The sequence below is a fragment of the Pseudoxanthomonas sp. CF125 genome (assembly GCF_900104085.1).
In the GTDB taxonomy this organism is placed as follows: Bacteria; Pseudomonadota; Gammaproteobacteria; order Xanthomonadales; family Xanthomonadaceae; genus Pseudoxanthomonas_A.
In genome coordinates, this window is the sequence record NZ_FNLD01000002.1 from 776,181 (window position 1) to 796,309 (window position 20,129).

At 65.3% G+C, this 20,129-nt stretch carries 16 protein-coding genes; 12 read left to right on the forward strand and 4 right to left on the reverse strand.

The window, feature by feature from the left end:
- Positions 1-9 precede the first annotated feature (9 nt).
- Together iolG (BLR66_RS12920) and iolG (BLR66_RS12925) are read right to left on the reverse strand one after the other, a co-directional pair.
- Complete coding sequence (gene iolG / locus BLR66_RS12920) at positions 10-987, reverse strand: inositol 2-dehydrogenase (protein WP_093287206.1); 978 nt, start codon at positions 985-987, stop codon at positions 10-12.
- A gap of 13 nt (positions 988-1,000) precedes the next feature.
- Positions 1,001-1,987, reverse strand: a complete 987-nt coding sequence (gene iolG / locus BLR66_RS12925) for an inositol 2-dehydrogenase (protein ID WP_218119638.1) — start codon at positions 1,985-1,987, stop codon at positions 1,001-1,003.
- Between the two features lie 133 nt (positions 1,988-2,120).
- On the opposite strand from iolG (BLR66_RS12925), the gene BLR66_RS12930 reads away from it, so the two are divergent.
- The 9 genes from BLR66_RS12930 to BLR66_RS12970 all read left to right on the forward strand — a co-directional run bounded on the left by BLR66_RS12930 (position 2,121) and on the right by BLR66_RS12970 (position 13,797).
- Positions 2,121-3,014 (forward strand): MurR/RpiR family transcriptional regulator, encoded by an 894-nt coding sequence (locus BLR66_RS12930; protein ID WP_093287209.1) that lies wholly within the window; start codon positions 2,121-2,123, stop codon positions 3,012-3,014.
- An 89-nt stretch (positions 3,015-3,103) separates the two neighbouring features.
- On the forward strand, positions 3,104-5,041 hold the full coding sequence (iolC, locus tag BLR66_RS12935; RefSeq protein ID WP_093287217.1) for a bifunctional 5-dehydro-2-deoxygluconokinase/5-dehydro-2-deoxyphosphogluconate aldolase: 1,938 nt from the start codon (positions 3,104-3,106) through the stop codon (positions 5,039-5,041).
- Position 5,042: 1 nt separating this feature from the next.
- Positions 5,043-6,887 carry a 3D-(3,5/4)-trihydroxycyclohexane-1,2-dione acylhydrolase (decyclizing) gene (gene iolD / locus BLR66_RS12940; RefSeq protein ID WP_093287221.1) on the forward strand — a complete coding sequence of 615 codons (1,845 nt, stop codon included), beginning with the start codon at positions 5,043-5,045 and terminating at the stop codon, positions 6,885-6,887.
- Entirely contained in the window at positions 6,884-7,774 is an 891-nt protein-coding gene (gene iolE, locus BLR66_RS12945; RefSeq protein WP_093287224.1) for a myo-inosose-2 dehydratase, read from the forward strand. The genes iolD and iolE overlap by 4 nt, the downstream gene beginning before the upstream one ends.
- Positions 7,774-8,577 (forward strand): 5-deoxy-glucuronate isomerase, encoded by an 804-nt coding sequence (gene iolB, locus BLR66_RS12950; RefSeq protein ID WP_218119639.1) that lies wholly within the window; start codon positions 7,774-7,776, stop codon positions 8,575-8,577. Before iolE ends, iolB begins: the two co-directional genes overlap by 1 nt.
- 39 nt (positions 8,578-8,616) lie before the next feature.
- Positions 8,617-10,116 carry a CoA-acylating methylmalonate-semialdehyde dehydrogenase gene (locus BLR66_RS12955; RefSeq protein ID WP_093287231.1) on the forward strand — a complete coding sequence of 500 codons (1,500 nt, stop codon included), beginning with the start codon at positions 8,617-8,619 and terminating at the stop codon, positions 10,114-10,116.
- A 49-nt stretch (positions 10,117-10,165) separates the two neighbouring features.
- Complete coding sequence (locus BLR66_RS12960; RefSeq protein ID WP_218119640.1) at positions 10,166-11,512, forward strand: MFS transporter; 1,347 nt, start codon at positions 10,166-10,168, stop codon at positions 11,510-11,512.
- Positions 11,513-11,522: 10 nt separating this feature from the next.
- Complete coding sequence (locus BLR66_RS12965; RefSeq protein ID WP_093287236.1) at positions 11,523-12,329, forward strand: inositol monophosphatase family protein; 807 nt, start codon at positions 11,523-11,525, stop codon at positions 12,327-12,329.
- A 4-nt stretch (positions 12,330-12,333) separates the two neighbouring features.
- The gene (locus BLR66_RS12970; RefSeq protein WP_093287241.1) at positions 12,334-13,797 is read left to right on the forward strand and encodes an alkaline phosphatase D family protein; all 1,464 of its coding nucleotides are present in this window, start codon (positions 12,334-12,336) and stop codon (positions 13,795-13,797) included.
- Here the strand turns inward: BLR66_RS12970 and BLR66_RS12975 are convergent.
- Positions 13,763-15,832 carry a TonB-dependent receptor plug domain-containing protein gene (locus tag BLR66_RS12975; RefSeq protein ID WP_093287245.1) on the reverse strand — a complete coding sequence of 690 codons (2,070 nt, stop codon included), beginning with the start codon at positions 15,830-15,832 and terminating at the stop codon, positions 13,763-13,765. The genes BLR66_RS12970 and BLR66_RS12975 overlap by 35 nt on opposite strands.
- A 106-nt stretch (positions 15,833-15,938) precedes the next feature.
- Between BLR66_RS12975 and BLR66_RS12980 the strand changes: the two genes are divergently transcribed.
- Genes BLR66_RS12980 through BLR66_RS12990 form a run of 3 tightly spaced genes read left to right on the forward strand, consistent with a single transcriptional unit; the run spans position 15,939 to position 18,288 of the window.
- Positions 15,939-16,268: a PepSY domain-containing protein gene (locus BLR66_RS12980; protein WP_093287249.1), complete on the forward strand. Its 330-nt coding sequence runs from the start codon at positions 15,939-15,941 to the stop codon at positions 16,266-16,268.
- Positions 16,268-16,930 (forward strand): response regulator transcription factor, encoded by a 663-nt coding sequence (locus tag BLR66_RS12985; RefSeq protein ID WP_093287253.1) that lies wholly within the window; start codon positions 16,268-16,270, stop codon positions 16,928-16,930. Before BLR66_RS12980 ends, BLR66_RS12985 begins: the two co-directional genes overlap by 1 nt.
- Entirely contained in the window at positions 16,927-18,288 is a 1,362-nt protein-coding gene (locus tag BLR66_RS12990) for a sensor histidine kinase (protein ID WP_255402551.1), read from the forward strand. Before BLR66_RS12985 ends, BLR66_RS12990 begins: the two co-directional genes overlap by 4 nt.
- A gap of 23 nt (positions 18,289-18,311) precedes the next feature.
- Here the strand turns inward: BLR66_RS12990 and recQ are convergent, their stop codons facing one another.
- On the reverse strand, positions 18,312-20,114 hold the full coding sequence (gene recQ / locus BLR66_RS12995) for a DNA helicase RecQ (protein WP_093287257.1): 1,803 nt from the start codon (positions 20,112-20,114) through the stop codon (positions 18,312-18,314).
- Positions 20,115-20,129: the final 15 nt, after the last annotated feature.

Below are 20,129 nucleotides of genomic sequence, written 5' to 3' on the forward strand. Positions count from 1 at the left end.
CCGAATGCGTTACAGGCGCACCGGCGCGCCGGTGCGCACCGATTGCGCGGCGGCCTCGGCCAGGGCCAGGGCGGCGACGCCGTCGGCGTAGCCCACCGATGCGGCGGCGCCATCGAGCATGTCAGCGAAATGATCCATCTCGCGGCGATAGGCTTCTGCGTAGCGGTCCAGGAAGAAGTTCTGGAAGCGGTCCGCAGCCGCGCCGTTCTCGCTCCATACCTGCACGGTGCTTTCGGTGACGTTGTCGGCGCGGACCATGCCGGCCGAGGCATAGGCTTCGATGCGCTGGTCGTAGCCGAAGCCGGAGCGCCGCGAGTTGGAGATCACGCAGATGCGGCCCGAGGCGGTCTTCAACACCGTGCGTGCGGTATCCACGTCGCCCAGTTTGCCTATTTCCGGATCCACCAGGCAGCTGCCGGCGGCGTAGACCTCCACTGGCTCTTCTCCCAATAGCCACCGCGCCATGTCGAAGTCGTGGATGGCCATGTCCTTGAACAGGCCGCCGGACACTGCGACATACGAAGGCGGCGGCGGGCTGGGATCGTTGGAGGTGATCTGCAGCGTTTCCAGCGTGCCGATGGCGCCGCTGTCCAGGCGCGCCTTCAATGCCTGGAAGTTGGGATCGAAGCGGCGGTTGAAGGCCAGCAGCAGTTTCGCTTTCGACAACTGGCCCGCTGCGCTGCGCGCACGCGCCAGGTCCTGGTCGATGGGCTTCTCGCAGAACACGGCCTTGCCGGCCGCCGCTGCGCGCACGCTGTAATCCAGGTGGGTATCGGTGGAGCTGGCGATGATCACGCCGGCCACCGATGCGTCATCCATCGTCTGATCCAAGCTCAGCACCGGGCAACCGTATTCCTGCGCCAGCGATTGTGCCGAAGCGTCGATGGCATCGACCACGCCGGCCAGTTCGATACGCGGATTGAAAGCGGCGTTCTTGGCATGGATGCGGCCGATGCGTCCGGCGCCGATAAGTACGACCTTGTGCATGGAGTTTCCCCTTCTAAAGATGGATGACGGTGCCGCTGCGCATCGACGCCGCGCAGGCTTCGGCCAGGACCAATGCGGCTACGCCGTCGGCATAGCCCACCAGCGGTTGCGCGCGACCGTGCAGTACGTCGGCGAAGTGATGGATCTGGTCGCGGTAGCCGTCCTGGTAGCGAGAGGCGAAACCCGGATGGATCGGCGCGCTGGATACGGCTTGTTCGGTCAGCGTTTGCAACGTGTCCTGCTGCATGTTGCCGGCGCTGAGCATGCCGGAAGAACCGAAGGCCTCGATGCGCTGGTCGTAGCCGTAGCCGCTGCGGCGCGTGTTGGAAATCACGCACAGCTTGCCGGATGCGGTCTTGAGCACGGTGCGCGCGGTATCCACGTCGCCCAGGCGGCCGATCTCCGGGTCGACCAGGCAACTGGCGGTGGTGTAGAGCTCCACCGGTTCCTCGCCCAGCAGCCAGCGCGCCATGTCCAGATCGTGGATGGTGAAGTCCTTGAACAGGCCGCCGCTGGTGGGAATGAAACCCGGCGGCGGCGAGGCGGGGTCGTGGTTGATCAGGTGCAGCGATTCCAGCCTGCCGATCGCGCCAGTGTCGAGTTTCTGTTTCAACGCCTTGAAGTGCGGATCGAAGCGTCGGTTGAAACCGAGCAGGAAGCGCGCGCCTTCGAAGCGCGATTGCGCCTGCAGCGCTTTCTGCAGGTCCAGGTCGATGGGTTTTTCACAGAACACCGCCTTGCCGGCTTCCACCGCGGCCAGCGCGTTGGCCAGATGCTGGTCGGTGGAGCTGCAGACCAGTACGCCCTGGATCAAGGGATCGGCCAACGCCTGTTCCAGCGTGGCGGGCCGCGCGTCGAAGCGCTGGCACATGGCCTGTGCGGCCTCGGGCCGCGGATCGACCACGTACTTCAGCCTCAGGCCCGGGTGCCGGGCCGCGTTGGGGCCATGCACCTGGCCCATGCGCCCGGCGCCGATCAGCGCTAACTCGATGCGTTCCACGGTCGTCCTCGCGGGGCTGGGCCAATGAATGGAAGTTCTATTCTATTTCATATTGTAATAGAATTTCCAAGAAAATACTTTATATTCCATTCTCCGGCAGGTGCCGGGCATCGCATTGGCAAGGAGTGGCCGTATGGCCGAATCGAATACCCCGCCGACCACGGCCGAAGAACTGCGTGCGGCGATCCTGGCCCGCTACGAGTCGCTCAGCAAGCGTCTGCAGCAGATCGCCCGCTACGTGCTGGATGAGCCCAACGCGGTGGCGCTGGAGACGCTGGCCGTGCTGGCTGATCGCACCGGCGTGCAGCCCTCGGCCATCGTGCGTTTCGCCAAGTATTTCGGCTTCGACGGCGCCACCCAGATGCAGCGCCTGTTCCGCGACGGCCTGCTGTCGGGCACTGCGCCGATGGGCTACAGCGAGCGCGTGCGCGAGTTCACCCAGAACGTGGAAGGCAAGGCGGTCGGCGACCCGGGGCAGGTGCTGGGAGAATTCGTCGAAGGCAATATCCTGGCCATGCAGAACCTGGGCAAGATCGTCGGCCGCGACGACCTCAGTCGTGCGGTGAAGCTCATTTCCCAGGCAGAAACGGTGTACGTGGCCGGCTTCCGCCGCTCGTTCCCGGTGGCGGCCTATCTTGCGTATTCGCTGTTGCAGGTGGACAAGCGCACGGTCTTCATCGATAGCTTGGGCGGCATGTCGCTGCAGCAGGTGCACGCCATCACTGCCCGCGACTTGCTGATCGCGGTCAGCTACCACCCGTATGCGGAAGAGACCGTGCATGTGGTCGATGCGGCAGTGGAGCGCGGCGCCAAGGTGCTGTCGATCAGCGACAGCCTGGTCAGCCCGGTAGCCAAGCCGGCCACGCTGGTGCTGCAGGTGCGCGAAGCGGAAATCCGCAAGTTCCGTTCGCTTTCCGCTTCCATGTGCCTGGCCCAGGCGCTGGTGATTTCCTACGCCTTCGCCGCCAGTCCGGCTGCGGGCGGCGCCAAGAAAGCGGTCGTGCCGGCCAAGCGCGCCAAAAAATGAAACATATGTTGCTTTAATTTCATTTATGGAATATATGTTACATCAATTGGGGCGAATGGCGTCCACAACCGGCTGAGGGACGGCCCTGCATGGCGGCGACCGAGCGACAACTAGATCTGATCACTCTCGGCCGTTCCTGCATCGATCTGTACGGCGAACAGGTGGGCGGCCGGCTGGAAGACATGATGTCTTTCGCCAAGTACATCGGCGGCAGCCCTACCAACACCGCGGTCGGTGCCTCGCGCCTGGGCCTGCGCAGCGGCCTGCTGACCCGTGTGGGCGCAGACCACTTCGGTCGCTTCATCCGCGAACAGCTGGTCCGCGAAGGGGTTTCCACGCAGGGCGTGCTGGAAGACGGCGAACGCCTGACCGCGCTGGTGTTCCTAGGCATCCGCGACCCCGACACCTTCCCGCTGATCTTCTACCGCGAGAATTGCGCCGATATGGCGCTGGAAGCGCACGATGTGGACCCGGACTTCATCGGTTCGGCCGGCGCCTTGCTGATTAACGGGACGCATCTGTCGCGCCCCAATGTGTTCGACGCAAGCCTGCGCGCCTGCGAGATCGCTCGCGCGGCCGGTGCGCGCATCGTGTTCGATATCGACTACCGGCCGGTGCTGTGGGGACTGACCGGCAAGGACGCGGGTGAGAACCGTTTCGTGGCCCACGACGCGGTGACCGCACGGTTGCAGGAAGTGCTGCCGCTTTGCGATCTGATCGTGGGCACCGAGGAAGAAGTGCACATCCTGGGCGGCACTACCGACACCATTGCCGCCTTGCGCGCGATCCGCGAAAAGACCTCCGCGCTGCTGGTATGCAAGCGCGGCGCGCAAGGATGTTCCGTGTTTCCAGGGGCCATACCCGACCGCCTCGACGAGGGGGTGGTCGGGCGTGGGTTCAAGGTGGAAGTGTTCAACGTGCTGGGCGCGGGCGATGCGTTCATGGCTGGCTTCCTGCGCGGCTGGCTGCGCGATGAAGCGCTGCACGTCTGCTGCGAATACGGTAACGCCTGCGGCGCGATAGTGGTCTCGCGGCACGGTTGTTCGCCGGCCATGCCGACCTGGGAAGAACTGCAACTGTTCCTGCAGGAGACCGCGCGCCCGTTCCGGCTGCGCGACGACGCGGAGCTGGAGCACGTGCACTGGGCTAGCACGCGGGCGGGGCGGTGGGACGAACTCACCGTGCTGGCCATGGATCATCGCAGCCAGTTCGAAGCCCTGTGCGAACAGGTCGGCGCCGATCCGGCGCGCATCGTCCAGTTCAAGACGCTGGCGCTCAAGGCTGTGGACCGTCTGGCAAAAGGCGATCCCCGCTTCGGCGTGCTGCTGGACGGCCGCTATGGCATGCGCGGACTGGAAGCGGCGGCGGACCGGCCTTATTGGATAGGAAGGCCGATCGAGTTGCCGGGCTCCTGCCCGCTGGAATTCGAAAGCTCCGCCGACGTGGCCACCGAGATCGCCACCTGGCCGGCCAACCACGTAATCAAGTGTCTGGCCTTCTATCATCCCGACGACGCGCAGGATCTGCGCGAACGCCAGGAACGGCAGCTGCTGCGCCTGCAGGACGCCGCGCGCAAGACCCGGCATGAACTGCTGGTGGAAATTATCGCTTCCCGCAATGGCGCGGTCGACGACACCACGGTATCGCGCGTCATGCAACGGCTCTACGATCTGGGCATGAAGCCCGATTGGTGGAAGCTGGAGCCCAACGAGAGTCCGCAAGCCTGGGACCACATCGAGCGCACCATCGCGGCCAACGATCCACGCTGTCGCGGTGTGGTGCTGTTGGGGTTGTCGGCGCCAGAAGAGGAGCTGATCGCCTCGTTCGATGCCGCCGCTTCCACGCCGATCGTGAAGGGATTCGCAGTGGGCAGGACCATATTCGCCGACGCGGCGGAGAAGTGGTTGGCCGGGAAGATCGACGATGAAAGCGCCATTGCCGATCTTTCGCGCCGGCTGTCGGTTCTGGTGGACGCATGGCGCGCGGCCAAGACACGCGTTGCGGTTGCCGCCGGGGAAGCAGGCTGACATGAGTACGATACGACTCACCGCCGCGCAGGCCCTGGTGCGCTGGCTCAGCGCCCAGCACGTCGTCGTCGATGGCGCGGAAGTACCTTATTTCGCAGGGGTCTGGGCGATCTTCGGACATGGCAACGTCGCCGGCCTGGGCGAAGCGCTGTATGCAGGCCGCGACGCGCTGCCCACTTGGCGCGCGCACAACGAGCAGGGCATGGCCCACGCGGCCATCGCCTATGCCAAGCAGATGCGCAGGCAACGGGCGATGGTGTGCACCACCTCCATCGGCCCTGGCGCCACCAACATGGTCACCGCTGCCGCACTGGCGCACGTGAACCGCTTGCCGGTGCTGCTGGTGCCCGGCGATGTCTACGCCAGCCGCCGTCCGGACCCGGTATTGCAGCAACTGGAGGATTTCAACGACGGCACCGTATCGGTGAACGACTGCTTCAAACCAGTCTCGCGTTATTTCGACCGCATCCTGCGCCCCGAGCAACTGCTCGACGCACTGCCCAGGGCACTGGCGACGATGCTCGATCCTGCCAGCTGCGGCCCGGCGACGCTCGCCTTCTGCCAGGACGTGCAAGCCGAGGCCTTCGACTATCCCGCGCATTTCTTCGAGCGCCGTCTGTGGAAGCAGCGCCGGCAACCGGCCGACGCGCACGAGCTCGATGCGCTGGCTGCGGCGATACGTGCCGCAAAGCGTCCCTTGATAATCGCCGGCGGCGGCGTGCGCTACAGCCAGGCCGAAAGCGCACTGGCGGCGCTGGCCGAAACCAGCGGGATTCCGGTGGCCGAAACGCAGGCCGGTAAAGGCGTCTTGGGCTGGCAGCATCCGCGTGCGCTGGGCTCGATCGGTGTCACCGGCTCTGCCGCCGCCAACACCGCGGCGCAGCAAGCCGACCTCATCGTCGGCATCGGCACGCGCTTGCAGGACTTCACCACCGGTTCGCGCAGCCTGTTTCCGGACCGCAAGCTGTTCCAGGTCAATGTTCAGGCCTTCGATGCCCATAAGCACGGCGCCGAACCCGTTGTCGGAGATGCGCTCAGCGTCATCGATGCCCTGAGCGCGCGCCTGCGCGGTTGGTGTGTGGCCGAAGAGGTCGTGCTCGCCGATCGCAATGCCATCGCCGCCTGGAACGAAACCGTCGCCGCTGTCACTGCGGGTGCGGACGATCAGGCGCTTCCCAGCGACGCGCAGGTGATCGGCACGGTGCAGCGCGGCGTCGGCGAAGACGCGGTGGTCGTGTGCGCCGCAGGCGGTCTGCCCGGCGAACTGCACAAGCTCTGGCGCACTTCCAAGCCCGGCGGCTACCACCTGGAATACGGCTACTCGTGCATGGGCTACGAGATCGCCGGCGGACTGGGCGTGAAGATGGCCGAGCCGCAGCGCGAAGTGGTGGTGATGGTCGGCGACGGCAGCTATCTGATGATGAACTCGGAACTGGCTACGTCGGTGATGCTGGGCCTCAAGCTGATCGTAGTGGTGCTGGACAACCGCGGCTATGGCTGCATCAACCGCCTGCAGCAGGCCACCGGCAGTCCCGGCTTCAACAATCTGCTTGCGGATTCCCGCCACCAGATGCTGGCGGACATTGACTTCGCCGCGCATGCGCGCAGTCTCGGCGCATTGTCCGAACATGCGGCCACGCTTGGCGAACTCGGCGCCTCGCTCGGCCGTGCCCGCGCCGCCGACCGCAGCTATGTCGTGGTCATAGATACCGATCCATTGAAAACCACGGAAGCCGGCGGCTGGTGGTGGGACGTAGCCGTCCCGGAAGTTTCCGACCGCTCCGAAGTCAACGCAGCACGCCGCGCCTACGAACACGGCGTGCGCATGAAAAGAGACCTGTCATGAGCATACGTTTCGGTGTCAGTCCCATCGCCTGGGCCAACGACGACATGCCCGAATTGGGCGGCGATACCCCGCTTGAAAGCATCCTGAAGGACATCCAGGAACTGGGCTTCGAAGGCGTGGAACTCGGCGGTAAATTTCCCCGCGACGCGGCCGCGCTCAAGCCCCTGCTTGCGAGCTACGGCATAGATCTGATCGGCGGCTGGTACAGCGGATCGCTGCTGATCCAGGACGCCGACGCCGAAATTGCCGCGCTGCAACCGCATCTTGAACTATTGAAGGCGATGGGCAGCACCGTGTTCGTGTTCGCCGAAACCAGCAATGCCGTGCACGGGGAACGCGGCATTCCGCTGACCGGCACGCCGCGCCTGTCCGGCGCCGACTGGGTGTTGTTCGGCACGCGCATGACCGCAGTGGCGGACTATATCCAGGCGCAGGGGCTCAAATTCGCCTACCACCATCACCTGGGCACGGTCGTGGAAAACGCGGCCGACCTGCAGGCGTTCATCGAAAATACCGGCCCATCGGTCGGGCTGACCCTGGATACCGGCCATGCGGCGCTGGGCGGCGTGGATTCTCTGGAAGTGATCCGCAACCATCCCGGCCGCGTCGTCCACGTGCACTGCAAAGACGTGCGCTGGGAAACTTTCGCCAAGGCGAAGGAGGGCGGCTCCAGCTTTCTCGATGGCGTGGTCTCCGGCATGTTCACCGTGCCCGGCGATGGTGGCCTCGATTACGCGGAAATCATGCGCGCGCTGAAGGCCATCGATTATTCCGGCTGGATCGTGATCGAAGCCGAACAGGATCCCAAGCTCGCAGATCCACGCACCTACGCGGCGCTCGGATTGAAGACCTTGCGCGACGAAGCGGCCAGGGCGGGTCTGCGCTGATGCAACTGCGCGTTCGCCCGCATGCGCCCGATGCTGCCGGCACCGTGCTGGAAGTGACGCCCGCCAGCGCGGGTTGGCAGCACGTGGGGTTCAAGCTGGTACAGCTGCGGGCGGGGCAGACCTATGCCGCCAGCGATGCCGGCCGCGAGACCTGCCTGGTACTCGTTTCTGGCGCCGCGGATGTGACTGCCGGCGACGAAACCTTTGAAAACCTCGGTGGCCGCGCCACGCCGTTCGAGGACAAGGCGCCGGGTGCGGTCTACGTTCCGGCGGGAATCGCCTGCACCGTCACCGCGAAAACCGCTGTCGAACTTGCTGTCTGCACGGCTCCCGGCACCGGTGCGGGAAAGGTACGTGCGATCGACGAATCGACGATGACGCGCGAGGTTCGCGGCAAGGACACGAACACCCGTTACGTGCGCAATATCCTGCCCGAGACCGAACCCGCCGAGGCCCTGCTGGTGGTGGAAGTGATCACGCCCGGCGGCCACTGGTCCAGCTATCCGCCGCACAAGCACGATACCGCCACGCCGGAACAGGAAACGGCGCTGGAGGAAACCTACTACCACCGTCTGCAGCCGCAGCAGGGCTTCGCCATCCAGCGCGTCTATACCGACGACCGGTCGCTGGACGAAACGATTTCGGTGGAGGATGGCGACGTGGTGATGGTGCCGCGTGGCTACCACCCGGTCGGCGCGCCCCACGGATACGATCTCTACTACCTCAACGTGATGGCAGGCCCGAAGCGCCAATGGGTCTTCCGCAACGATCCCGCCCACGAATGGATCGTGCGCAAGCGCTGATCCAGGTGCGGCACGACGCGAATACTCAGGAATACGAACATGCGCAACATCGAACATTTCATCGGCGGCCAGTCGGTCGCAGGAACCTCCGGCAACTACGGAGAAGTTTTCGACCCGAACCGCGGGCTGGTGCAGGCTCGCGTATCGCTGGCTTCGGCCGCCGAGCTGGATCGCGCGGTGGCCATTGCCGCCGAAGCGCAGAAAGGATGGGCCCAGGCCAACCCGCAGCGCCGCGCGCGGGTGATGTTCGAATTCAAGCGCCTGCTGGAGGCGCATATGGACGAGCTCGCCCTTCTGCTGTCCAGCGAGCATGGAAAGGTGATCGCTGATTCGAAGGGCGACCTTCAGCGCGGCCTTGAGGTCATCGAATTCGCCTGCGGCATTCCGCACCTGCTGAAGGGTGAATACACCCAGGGCGCCGGTCCGGGCATCGATGTGTACTCGGCACGCCAGCCCTTGGGTGTGGTCGCGGGCATCACTCCTTTCAATTTCCCCGCGATGATCCCGATGTGGATGTTCGGTCCGGCCATCGCCTGCGGCAACGCCTTCATCCTCAAGCCTTCCGAGCGCGATCCCTCGGTGCCGGTGCGGTTGGCCGAGTTGATGATCGAAGCAGGCCTGCCGCCCGGCGTGCTCAACGTGGTGCATGGCGACAAGGACACGGTGGAAGCGATCCTGAAACATCCGACCATCAAGGCGGTGAGCTTCGTCGGTTCCTCCGACATCGCCCAGTCGGTCTATTCACTGGGCGCGCAACATGGCAAGCGTGTGCAGGCGATGGGCGGGGCCAAGAACCACGGCATCGTGCTGCCCGACGCCGACCTTGACCAGACCGTCGCCGACCTGATCGGTGCGGCCTACGGTTCAGCCGGCGAGCGCTGTATGGCCTTGCCGGTGGTGGTGCCGGTGGGCGAGGAAACGGCGGAAGCGTTGCGCGAGAAGCTCGTCATCGCGATCAAGGCCTTGCGCATCGGCAACTCCACCGACGCGCAAGCGCACTACGGCCCGGTCATCAACGCTGCGCACCGCAGCAAGATCGAGGCCTACCTGCAGACCGGCGTGGACGAAGGCGCCGAACTGGTGCTGGACGGACGCGGCTTCTCGCTGGCCGGCAGCGAACAGGGCTTCTTCCTCGGCCCCAGTCTGTTCGACCACGTCACCGCCGGGATGAAGACCTATCGCGAAGAGATCTTCGGCCCGGTGCTGCAGATCGTGCGCGCCGCGACGTTCGAGGAAGCGCTGGAACTTCCTTCCAAGCACCAGTACGGCAACGGCGTGGCCATCTTCACCCGCAATGGCGATGCCGCGCGCGAATTCGCCGACCGGGTGGAAGTGGGCATGGTCGGCATCAACGTGCCTATTCCGGTGCCGGTGGCCTACCACAGCTTCGGCGGCTGGAAGCGTTCGGGCTTCGGCGATCTCAACCAGTACGGCATGGATGGCGTGCGCTTCTACACGCGCACCAAGACCATCACCCAGCGCTGGCCCAAAGGCGGGCCCGTGTCCGACCAGAGCTTCGTCATTCCGACGATGCGCTGAATAAAGCATCCGATGGAATAGCAAGTCCGACCATTCCTGGGAGGGAATCGTGGCTGGTGGAATCCTGAAGTTCTTCACGACCGGCCCCGATCTGCCGGAGCTGTCCGACCGTGCGCAAATCGACGGCCTGTTCAAGCGCCACCGGTTCCGGGTGATGCTGGCCATCACCCTGGGCTACGGTCTTATCTACACCTGCCGGCTGGCATTGGGCGTGGTGAAGAAACCGCTGATCGATACGGGCATCTATTCGCCCAGCGATCTGGGCATGATCGGATCGGCGCTGTTCTACACCTACGCAATCGGCAAGCTGACCAACGGCTTCCTGGCCGACCACGCCAACATGAAACGCTTTTTGGCGTTCGCTTTCCTGGCCACGGCGCTGTGCAATCTGGCGATGGGATTCACTACCGCCTTGTGGGCGGCGGTGATGCTGTGGGGATTGAACGGCTGGTTTCAGAGCTTCGGCGCGCCCGGCGGCGTGGTGGCGATGACCAGCTGGTTCTCCAACCGCGAGCGAGGCCGTGCTTATGGTGTCTGGAGCACCGCCCACTCGATCGGCGAAGGCCTGACCTTCCTGGTGGTCGGCAGCGCGGTCGCCGCGCTGGGCTGGCGCTGGGGCTTCTGGGGTCCGGGCATCATCGGTATCGCCACCGCGATCGGCTGCTTCCTGCTGATCCAGGACCGGCCGCGCACGATGGGCCTGCCCACGGTCAACGATTGGAAGAACGACCACTACGGCGAGGCGGCCAAGCCTGCGGCCAAATCGGTGATCGGCCTGCAGTTCTCCATCCTCAGGATTCCTGCGATCTGGGTGCTGTGCCTGGCCAGCGCACTCACCTATGTCACCCGCTACGCGATCAACTCCTGGGGCGTGCTGTACCTGCAGGAGGAACGCGGTTTCTCCTTGCCTGCGGCAGGCACTTTGCTGATGGTCAGCACGCTGGCCGGCATCGTCGGCGCCATCGCCTTCGGCCTGGTGTCCGACAAGGTATTCAATGGCAGGCGTCCGCCGGCCAATCTGCTGTTCGGCATGCTGGAACTGATCGGTCTTTGCCTGATCTTCTTCGGACCGGCCAACATGCCGGTGCTGGTGGCGGGCATGCTGCTGTTCGGCATGGGCATGACCGGCATGGTGACTTCGCTGGGTGGCCTGTTCGCGGTGGACATAGCGCCCAAGCGCGTGGCCGGCGCGGCAATGGGAGTGATCGGCATCTTCAGCTACATCGGCGCGGGCATCCAGGAACAGGTATCGGGCTTGCTGATCGAAAAAGGCATGACCGTCGCGGGCGCTGTGCGCAGCTACGATTTCGGGCCGGTGATCTGGTTCTGGATCGGCTGCTCGGTCGTCGCAACGCTGCTCGCCACCAGTCTGTGGCGCACCAAACTTAGAGATTGAGGAAGAAGACGTGCTTGAACCTTCGCGTGACCTGCAGGCGATGATCGAAGCGGCGCAAGCCGCCGGCGCAGGACTGCGCAAACATTTCGGCAAACTGTCCGAACTCGGCATCCGTTCCAAGAGCGGGCCGGCCGATCTGGTCTCCATTGCCGACGAGGAAGCGGAGCGCGCCACGCGTTCGATCCTGGAAAAAGCCCAGCCGGGTTTCGGATTCCTGGGCGAGGAAGGCGGCGAGTTCGGCGGCAGCGACCGCTCGCAGACCTGGATCGTCGATCCGCTGGACGGTACCACCAACTTCCTGTTCGGCACGCCGCTGTGGGGCGTGAATGTGGCGCTGGCGCGCGAAGGCGAAGTGGTCGCCGGCGTCACCTACCTGCCGGCGATCGATGAACTTTATGTCGCCGAGCAGGGCAAAGGCTGTTGGCTCAACGGCCAGCGTATCCGCGTCTCCACGCGCGCCACTCTGATCGAATCGGTGTTGGCCTGCGGCATCCCCTTTGCCGGCAAACCGGACCACCCGGTGTTCGCGCGCGAGATGGCGCTGCTGAGCGCCGAAGTGGCCGGCATCCGCCGCACCGGCGCGTGCGCGGTGGACATGGCCTGGGTCGCTGCCGGCCGATGGGATGCCTACTGGGAACGCGCGCTCAACGCCTGGGACATGGCGCCGGGGGTGATTCTGGTGAAGGAAGCGGGCGGGGTGGCGACTTCGGTCACCGGCGGCGCGCTGGATCTGCATGGCGGCAACGTCTGCGTTTCCAACGGTGCGGTCCAGCATGCGCTGATGGAAAAACTCAACGCGGCGCTCGATCAGGATTGAATCGATGAAGCCGAGACGCCGCAGTTTCCTCAAGGGCACCGGGCTTGCCGCCGCGTTAGCGCTGGTTCCGCGCGCATGGGCGCAAGTGCTGGGATATCCGCGTGCCTTGCAGGGTCCGATGATAGGCGCTCCGGGTCCGAACCATTTCACCGTGTGGGTGCGGGCCAGCGGCGCGTTCGAGGTGCAGTTGGAATACTCCACCGACCGCTACTTCGAAACCGTCATGCGCGGTTCCGGCGCAGTGGCGAGCGCGGAGAACGATTGCTGCGTAGTGCTGCGCGCCGAAGGCTTGGAACCGGACACCACGTATTGGTACCGCCTCAAGTACGCCGGCGAGGAAGATCGCTACCAATTCCTGCCGCACAAGACCAGGACCGCTCCGGAAGGTCCTGCCGACTTTCGCATCGCCTTCGGTTCCTGCTGCCGCATCCAGTACGACCCCGACCAACGCATCTGGAACGCGGTGCGCGCGCTGGAGCCGGACATGTTCTTCTGGCTGGGCGACAACATCTACGCCGACAGCGATCAGCACGCCGCGCTGATCGACTTGTATGGCCGCGGCCGGGTGGTCGAGCGGTTGGAACCGCTGCTGCGCTCCACTCCGCAACTGGCGACCTGGGACGATCACGATTTCGGCCATAACAACTCCGATGGCGCCAACCCGCGCAAGGCCGATTCGCTCAAGATCTTCCGCAACTTCTGGGCCAATCCGGGCTACGGCGAGTCCGGTAATCCTGGCGTGTACTTCAAGCAGCACTACGGCGGCGTGGATTTCTTCGTGCTCGACGGACGTTACCATCGCGATGCCACCGACAAGACCGACGACGCCGGCAAGACCATGCTCGGCGCGGCGCAGAAGGCTTGGCTGAAGCGCGGACTGAAAGCCAGCCGGACGCCGTTCAAGGTCCTGGCCATCGGCGGCGGCTGGTCGTCGGCCGAGAACGAAAAGGGCGGCGATTCCTGGGGCGTGTACCTGACCGAGCGCAACGAGATCTTCGATTTCATCCGCGACAACGATATCGGCGGCGTGGTCTGCATCTCGGGCGATTCGCACATGGGCGAACTGAACTGCATTCCGCGCTCGGGCCAGGGCGGCTACGATCTCTACGATTTCTGTTCTTCGCCGCTGGCGCAGATGCCGGCGGCCAAGAACACGCGGCAAGCGCCGGAAGTGCGGGTGCGCGATACCTGGACGCGTTCGGTGAACGTGGGCCTGATGCGCTTCGATATGACTGGCGCCGAACCCACGCTCACCTACACCTTGCACGACGTGATGGGCGAGCCGGTATGGGATCCGTTGGTGCTGACGCCGTCCGATCTGAAGAACGGAGTCAAGACCTGGGACCGCAAGTCCGATCCCGAAGAGCTGGGAAGGCTGGAACGCTTCAAGCGCGGCGGCGGCTATTACGGCTACGATGCGCCGGAAGGCTGGCCTAGCCGCCCATACTACGACGGAATGTCAGACTGAAATAACCGGGCGTTTCGCGGTCGCGGCGTTCGGTTTCCTCCAGCGCCGAGGTCGAACGCGGGCCGTCGTACTTGCGGCGCGATTCGATGAAATCGCGGCCGAACAGATCGGTGGCTTCGGCGCGCACGCGCCAGCGTTCGCCGATGCGGCGCTCCACGAACAGCGTCCATCCCGCGTCTTCCGATTCGCGCGCCACTTCGTCGTAGCGGTATTTGGCTTCGCGTTCTGCGATATGTTCGAATTCGACGCCCCAGTTGATGCGCCACGCGGGCAAATCCTGGGTCAGCTCAATGCTGCCTTCCACCGGCTTCTCCTCGGAGATCGGCCGCGACTGGCCGGTGACCGGATCGGTGACCCGACTGCGCCGCCACAACATCGAGGTGCGCAGGTGCGCGCCACTGAATCCGATGCGGTCCAGGGGCGTGGAGAATTCCAGGACCAGCGTGTCGCGGCGTCCGTCGCCGATATTGCCGGGCGCATCGAACGCATCGTCGGGCGTGGTCACCAGCACGCGGTCGATCACGTCGCTGATCTCGTCGTGGGTCCAGGTCAGGGTCAGTGCCGCATCGCTGCCGAAGCGACGCTCCCACGCCGCGCTCGCGCGCCAGGTTTTGTCCGGTTCCAGGCTGGCGTTGCCCGCCGCCACCAGATCCGAATCCAGCGAGGCGGAGGCGACGAAATCGCCGAACTCCAGTTGGCCTACTTCCCGCGACAAGGCGAAGCGGAACTGGTTGCGCTGATCCCGATCCCAGCGCGCAGCCAAGCGTGGCTTCGGGTAGGTGAAGCTGCGTCGCAGCGGGCTGTCGCCGCTCTGCGAGATGGAAGAGCGCTCGACCCGCATGGTCCCTTCCAGCAGCCAGTGGTTGGCCGGTTTCCAAAGTGCGCCGAAAGCGGCCTCCGCGCGCTTCTCCTCGATCCTTACCTGCGAACCAGGCAGTGCGACCGGCGCGCCGTTCTGCACCAGCGCCGCCTCGCTTTCCAGGAAATTGAATGCGCCTTCCAATGATGTGACGAAAGACAGTCGCTGCGAATGCTCGTGGGTCAGTTCCAGGTGGCCGATGGTCTCGCCGGTGTCGGTCTTCTCGCCGAAGGTCTCCTGCTCGCCGTCCTCGATCGATTGCTCCTTGCCCTCCAGCCAGCCGAGTTGCTGCGAAAGCGTCATCTCCATGGTGGAATGGGCACCGAACTGCTTGACGAAGCGCGCGCCGAATTCCACTTCTTTGCTGTCTTCCGATTCCTGCACTGTCTCGTCCTCGGCATTGCCGAAGACAGCTTCGATGCCGGTGCTGGTTCGCACGCGTTCGCCGCGCGCGGCGGCGGTCAGGGTCAGCCGTCCGCCGGCGACGGGCTGGCGCCAGCTCACCCCGGCTTCGCTGTTCCTGGCGACGGTGCGCGTGCGCAGACGGCTTAGGGCCAGCAGACCGCCTTCGGGCGAGAACGTGCGGATGGTGCCGCGCCCGCTGTCGTCGTCCAGCTCGGGTTCGAACTTCAGCGCCAGATCCAGGGCGCGATCCTGCCAGCGGCGTCCGTACTCCACTTGTCCCTGCGGCGACAGCCAGCCGTCGGTGGAAGCCACCGCACCGGCTTCCAGCGCCGCCTCGGTGGAGGCCTCGCGCCGCCGCACCACGTTGGCCAGGATCGGGTGACCGGACATGTCCACGCCGCTAGCGCCGCTGCGGATCAATTCGATGCGTTCCACCGCAGCGGCTGGAATGCGCTTGAGCAGATCGCCGATATCCTCGCGCTTGCTCGAGGGCCTCGCGCCGTCGATCAGCACGTTCCCCTGCGCGGCCGCGTAACCGCGCACGTCCTCGTCGGCTTCTACCAAAGTGAAGCCGGGCAGGCGATCGAGCATGTCGCGCGCGTTGGCCGGAGAAGCGGAGGCGAAATACTCGGGCGGGTAGGCCGTGATTCCGTTGGCGGCGGCAGTCTGCGCCGCCGCCGGCAGCGCCATGCACGCAGCCACGCATGCGATCAGGCGAAAGGCGAGTGCCGATGGCCAAGCCCTGGGCGATGATCCGGTGCCGGTCTGCATTGCGCGATTCCCCTCTAAGAGGAGCGCAGGCTAGACTGGCGTGGCTGACATCCCGGCGGGGCTCTTCGTCAGGTCGATATCAGCAAGGCCATCGCATGCTGTGCTCATGAACCTATCCCTCCGCTCCCGCAAGCTTCTCGTTCCGCTGGCCCTGGTTGCCGCGGCCTCGCTGTTTCCCGCCGCCGTGGTGTTGGCGGCCAAGCACGACGATCACGTCGCCGCGCGCGAACTGCTCAAGCGCGGCGAGATCCTGCCGCTGAACCAGATCCTCGAAGTGGCCCAGCGCCGCGTGCCTGGCGATGTGATCGAAGTCGAGCTGGAGCACGAAGACGAAGGCTGGGAATACGAAGTGAAAGTGCTCACGCCCACCGGCCATGTCCGCAAGATCACCTTGAACGCGCGCAACGGCGCCGTACTGAAGATCAAGGACGACTGATGCGTTGCCTGGTGGTCGAGGACGATCCGGATATCAGCGCCGACCTGCAGCGCGCGCTGGAGGCGGCGGGTTTCTCGGTCGATGCGGTCGCCGACGGAGAGAGCGCCTGGTACCAGGGCGATGTGGAGGATTACGATGCGGCCGTCCTCGATCTGGGTCTACCCAAGCTCGATGGCCTGTCGGTGCTGAGGCGCTGGCGTTCCGCGGGACGCGCGTTCCCGGTGATCGTGTTGTCCGCGCGGGGAGACTGGACAGAGAAAGTGGAAGGCATAGAGGCGGGCGCCGACGACTATCTGTCCAAGCCTTTCCAAATGGGCGAGCTGGTCGCGCGTCTGCGCGGGCTGGTGCGCCGCGGCGCGGGCCGGTTGTCAAACGTAGTGGTGACCGGCGCGTTGCGGCTGGACACCACGCGCATGACCGCGGTTTTCAACGGTGCCCCCGCCCGGCTCTCGCCGCTGGAATTCCGCCTGCTCGATTTTCTCGCCCACCAGTCCGGCCGCGCGGTTCCGGCCGACGAGCTGGCCGAGCACCTCTACGGCGCGAGCGAAAGCGGCGATGCCAACGCGATCGAAGCAATCGTCGCGCGCTTGCGCCGAAAATTCGGTGCCGATGTGATAGTCACCCGGCGCGGCTTCGGATACCTGCTGGAATCGGGCGCGTGATCGCGCGTTCGTTGCGCTGGCGTCTGCTGCTGGGCGCGACGGCGGCGATCCTGGCGGCGCTGGTGATCGCCTGGCTGTTGATGACGCTGTTGTTCGAACGGCATCTGGAGCGCCGCCTGCAGGCGGAGATGACCCGCGATGCCTTGGGACTGGTCGCCGATCTGTCGCTGGCGCCCAATGGCGCCCCTTTGTTGGAGTCCGAGCCGCGCGATCCGCGCCTGCAGAAACCGGCGGGCGGTTATTACTGGCAGATATCCGCGCGCGCGGGCGTGCTGCGCTCCCGTTCGCTATGGGATGCGGCCCTGCCGGTGCCCAAGGACACGCCTGCCGGCGACTGGCGTTTGCGACGAATTGAAGGGCCGTTTCACGAACCTGTGGCGATTCTCGAACGCCGTCTGCAACTGGATGACGCGAAATCACCCGTACAAGTACAGCTGGCGCAGGACACGCGTCCGCTGGCCAGCGCGCGCGCCGAGTTCGGGCGCGAGTTGGCTGCATTCCTGGCGGTGCTATGGCTGGTGCTGTCCGCCGCTGCCTGGCTGCAGGTGATGTTGGGGCTCAAGCCGCTGGGAAAAGTACGAGGCGAACTGGAGGCGCTGCGCGACAGTGCCAGCGCGCGCCTGCCCGATTCCAGCCTGCGTGAAATCCAGCCGTTGACCGATGCCATCAACGCCCTGGCCGACGCCCGCGAACGCGATCTGGATTTGGCGCGGCGCCGTGCCGCCGATCTGGCGCACGGATTGAAGACGCCGCTGGCCGCGATGGCGGCGCAGAGCCGCCGTGCCCGTGAAACCGGCGCCGAAGCGGCGGCCGATGGCATGGACCGGGCGATCGCCGCGATCGGCGCCACCATCGACGCCGAGCTTGCGCGCGCGCGTATCGCCGCGGCCGGTCATGCTCCTGGAGTCTTCACCTTCGTCCGTGCCGCGGTCGAACGCCTGGCCACGGTACTGGAACACACGGAAAAGGGCGGACAGATCGCTTTCGCGCTTGATATCCCGGCCAGCCTGCAACTGGCGATCAGACCCGAGGATCTGTCGGAGATACTCGGCGCGGTGTTGGAAAACGCCGTCAAGTACGCGCGCCGTCAGGTACGGGTGACGGGCAGCGCGGGTCCGGAGTGGACCAGTGTGTCGGTCGAAGACGATGGTCCGGGAATCGCCCATGACCGTTTCGACGATGCATTGATGCGTGGTGGCCGGCTGGACGAATCGGGTAGCGGATACGGGTTCGGTCTATCCATCGCCCGCGAACTGATCGAAGCGATGGGCGGAACGATGGAGCTCGGCGAGTCTTCGATGGGTGGCTTGAAAGTCCGTTTTTTCTGGGGGTTGAGGGCATCAGCGGGCCGGGATTGACGGGTGCCGATCCATGGCCCGGCCTAACCCTGCGCGCGGATGGTTTCCAGTACTTGCGGGCCATAACGCTCGAGTTTGGTCCCGCCGATGCCGCCGACTTGCGCCAGTTCGCCCAGGCTGCCGGGGCGCTGTTCGGCGATGTTGCGCAGCGTGCTGTCGTGGAAGATGACGTAGGCCGGCACGTTCTGTTCGCGCGCCAGTTGCGCGCGCAGTTCGCGCAAAGCGCCGAACAAGGGCAAATCCTGCGCCTGCACGGCAACGCCAGTGCGTGGGCCGCGATCGCGTTCGCGCGGTTTCTTCCCCGGCAGTTCCTTGCGCAGTACGACCGCCTGCTTGCCGGTGAGGACCGCACGGCTCGAATCGGTCAGGCGCAGACCGCCGAAGGCTTCGGCGTCGACTTCCAGCAGTCCCGCGGCGACCAGTTGCCGGAACACGCCGCGCCACGATTTCGCATCCAGGTCCTTGCCGATGCCGTAGGTGCTGAGCTTGTCGTGGCCGAACTGCTGGATGCGTTCGCCCTCGCCGCCGCGCAGCACCTCGATCAGGTGCACCACGCCGAAGCGCTGGCCGGTGCGGTAGACGCAGCTCAATGCCTTTTGCGCGGCCAGCGTCGCATCCCAACTGGCGGCAGGCTGCAGGCAGTTGTCGCAATTGCCGCAGGGGTTCGGATAGGTTTCGCCGAATCCCGCCAGCAGCACCTGGCGCCGGCACTGCATGGATTCGCAATAGCCCAGCAACTGATCCAGCTTGCGGCGTTCCAGCTGCTTGCGTTCCTCGCCGGCCTCGGACTGCTCGATCATCTGCTTCAGCAGCACCATGTCGCCAAGTCCGTAACAGAGCCAGGCTTCGGCGGGTTCGCCGTCGCGGCCGGCGCGGCCGGTTTCCTGGTAATAGCCTTCCAGCGATTTGGGCAGGTCCATGTGCGCGACGAAGCGCACATCCGGTTTGTCGATGCCCATGCCGAAAGCAATCGTGGCCACCATCACCACGCCTTCCTCGCGCAGGAAGCGGCGCTGGTTGGCGGCGCGCACTTCCGCATCCAGACCGGCGTGATAGGGCAGGGCCTTGAAGCCCAGCTCGGCCAGGGCCTCGGCGGTCTGGTCGACCTTGCGCCGCGACAGGCAATAGACAATGCCGGCCTCGCCGCGATGCGCGTCCAGGAACTCCAGCAGCTGGCGCTTGCCGTTCTCCTTCTGCACCACGTTGTAGCGGATGTTGGGGCGGTCGAAGGAGCTGACGAACCATTGCGCTTCGTCCAGCTGCAGGCGCTCGGCGATTTCGCGCTGGGTGGGCGGGTCGGCGGTGGCGGTCAGCGCGATCCGCGGCACTTGCGGCCAGCGCTCGTGCAGGACGGTGAGCTCGCGGTATTCGCGGCGGAAATCGTGGCCCCATTGCGAGACGCAATGCGCTTCGTCGATGGCGAACAGGGCGATGGGGGAGCGGTCCAGCAGCGACAGGAAGCGTGGCGTCAGCAGGCGTTCCGGGGCGACGTACAGCAGGTCCAGCTCGCCGACCAGTAGCGCACGCTCCACACGCGCGGCGGATTCGCCATCCAGGGTGGAGTTGAGGAACTCGGCGCGCACACCGACCTGGCGCAGCGCCTCCACCTGGTCCTGCATCAGTGCGATCAACGGCGAAATCACCACGCCCACGCCCGTGCGCAGCAGCGCCGGCACCTGGTAGCACAGCGACTTGCCGCCGCCGGTGGGCATCAGCACCAAGGCGTCGCCGCCGGCGGTGATGTGCTCGATGATGGCTTGCTGCGGGCCACGGAAATCGGCGTGGCCGAAAATGCGGTGCAACAGTTGCTGTGGGGATTCCTGCATGGGTCTAGGTTAACA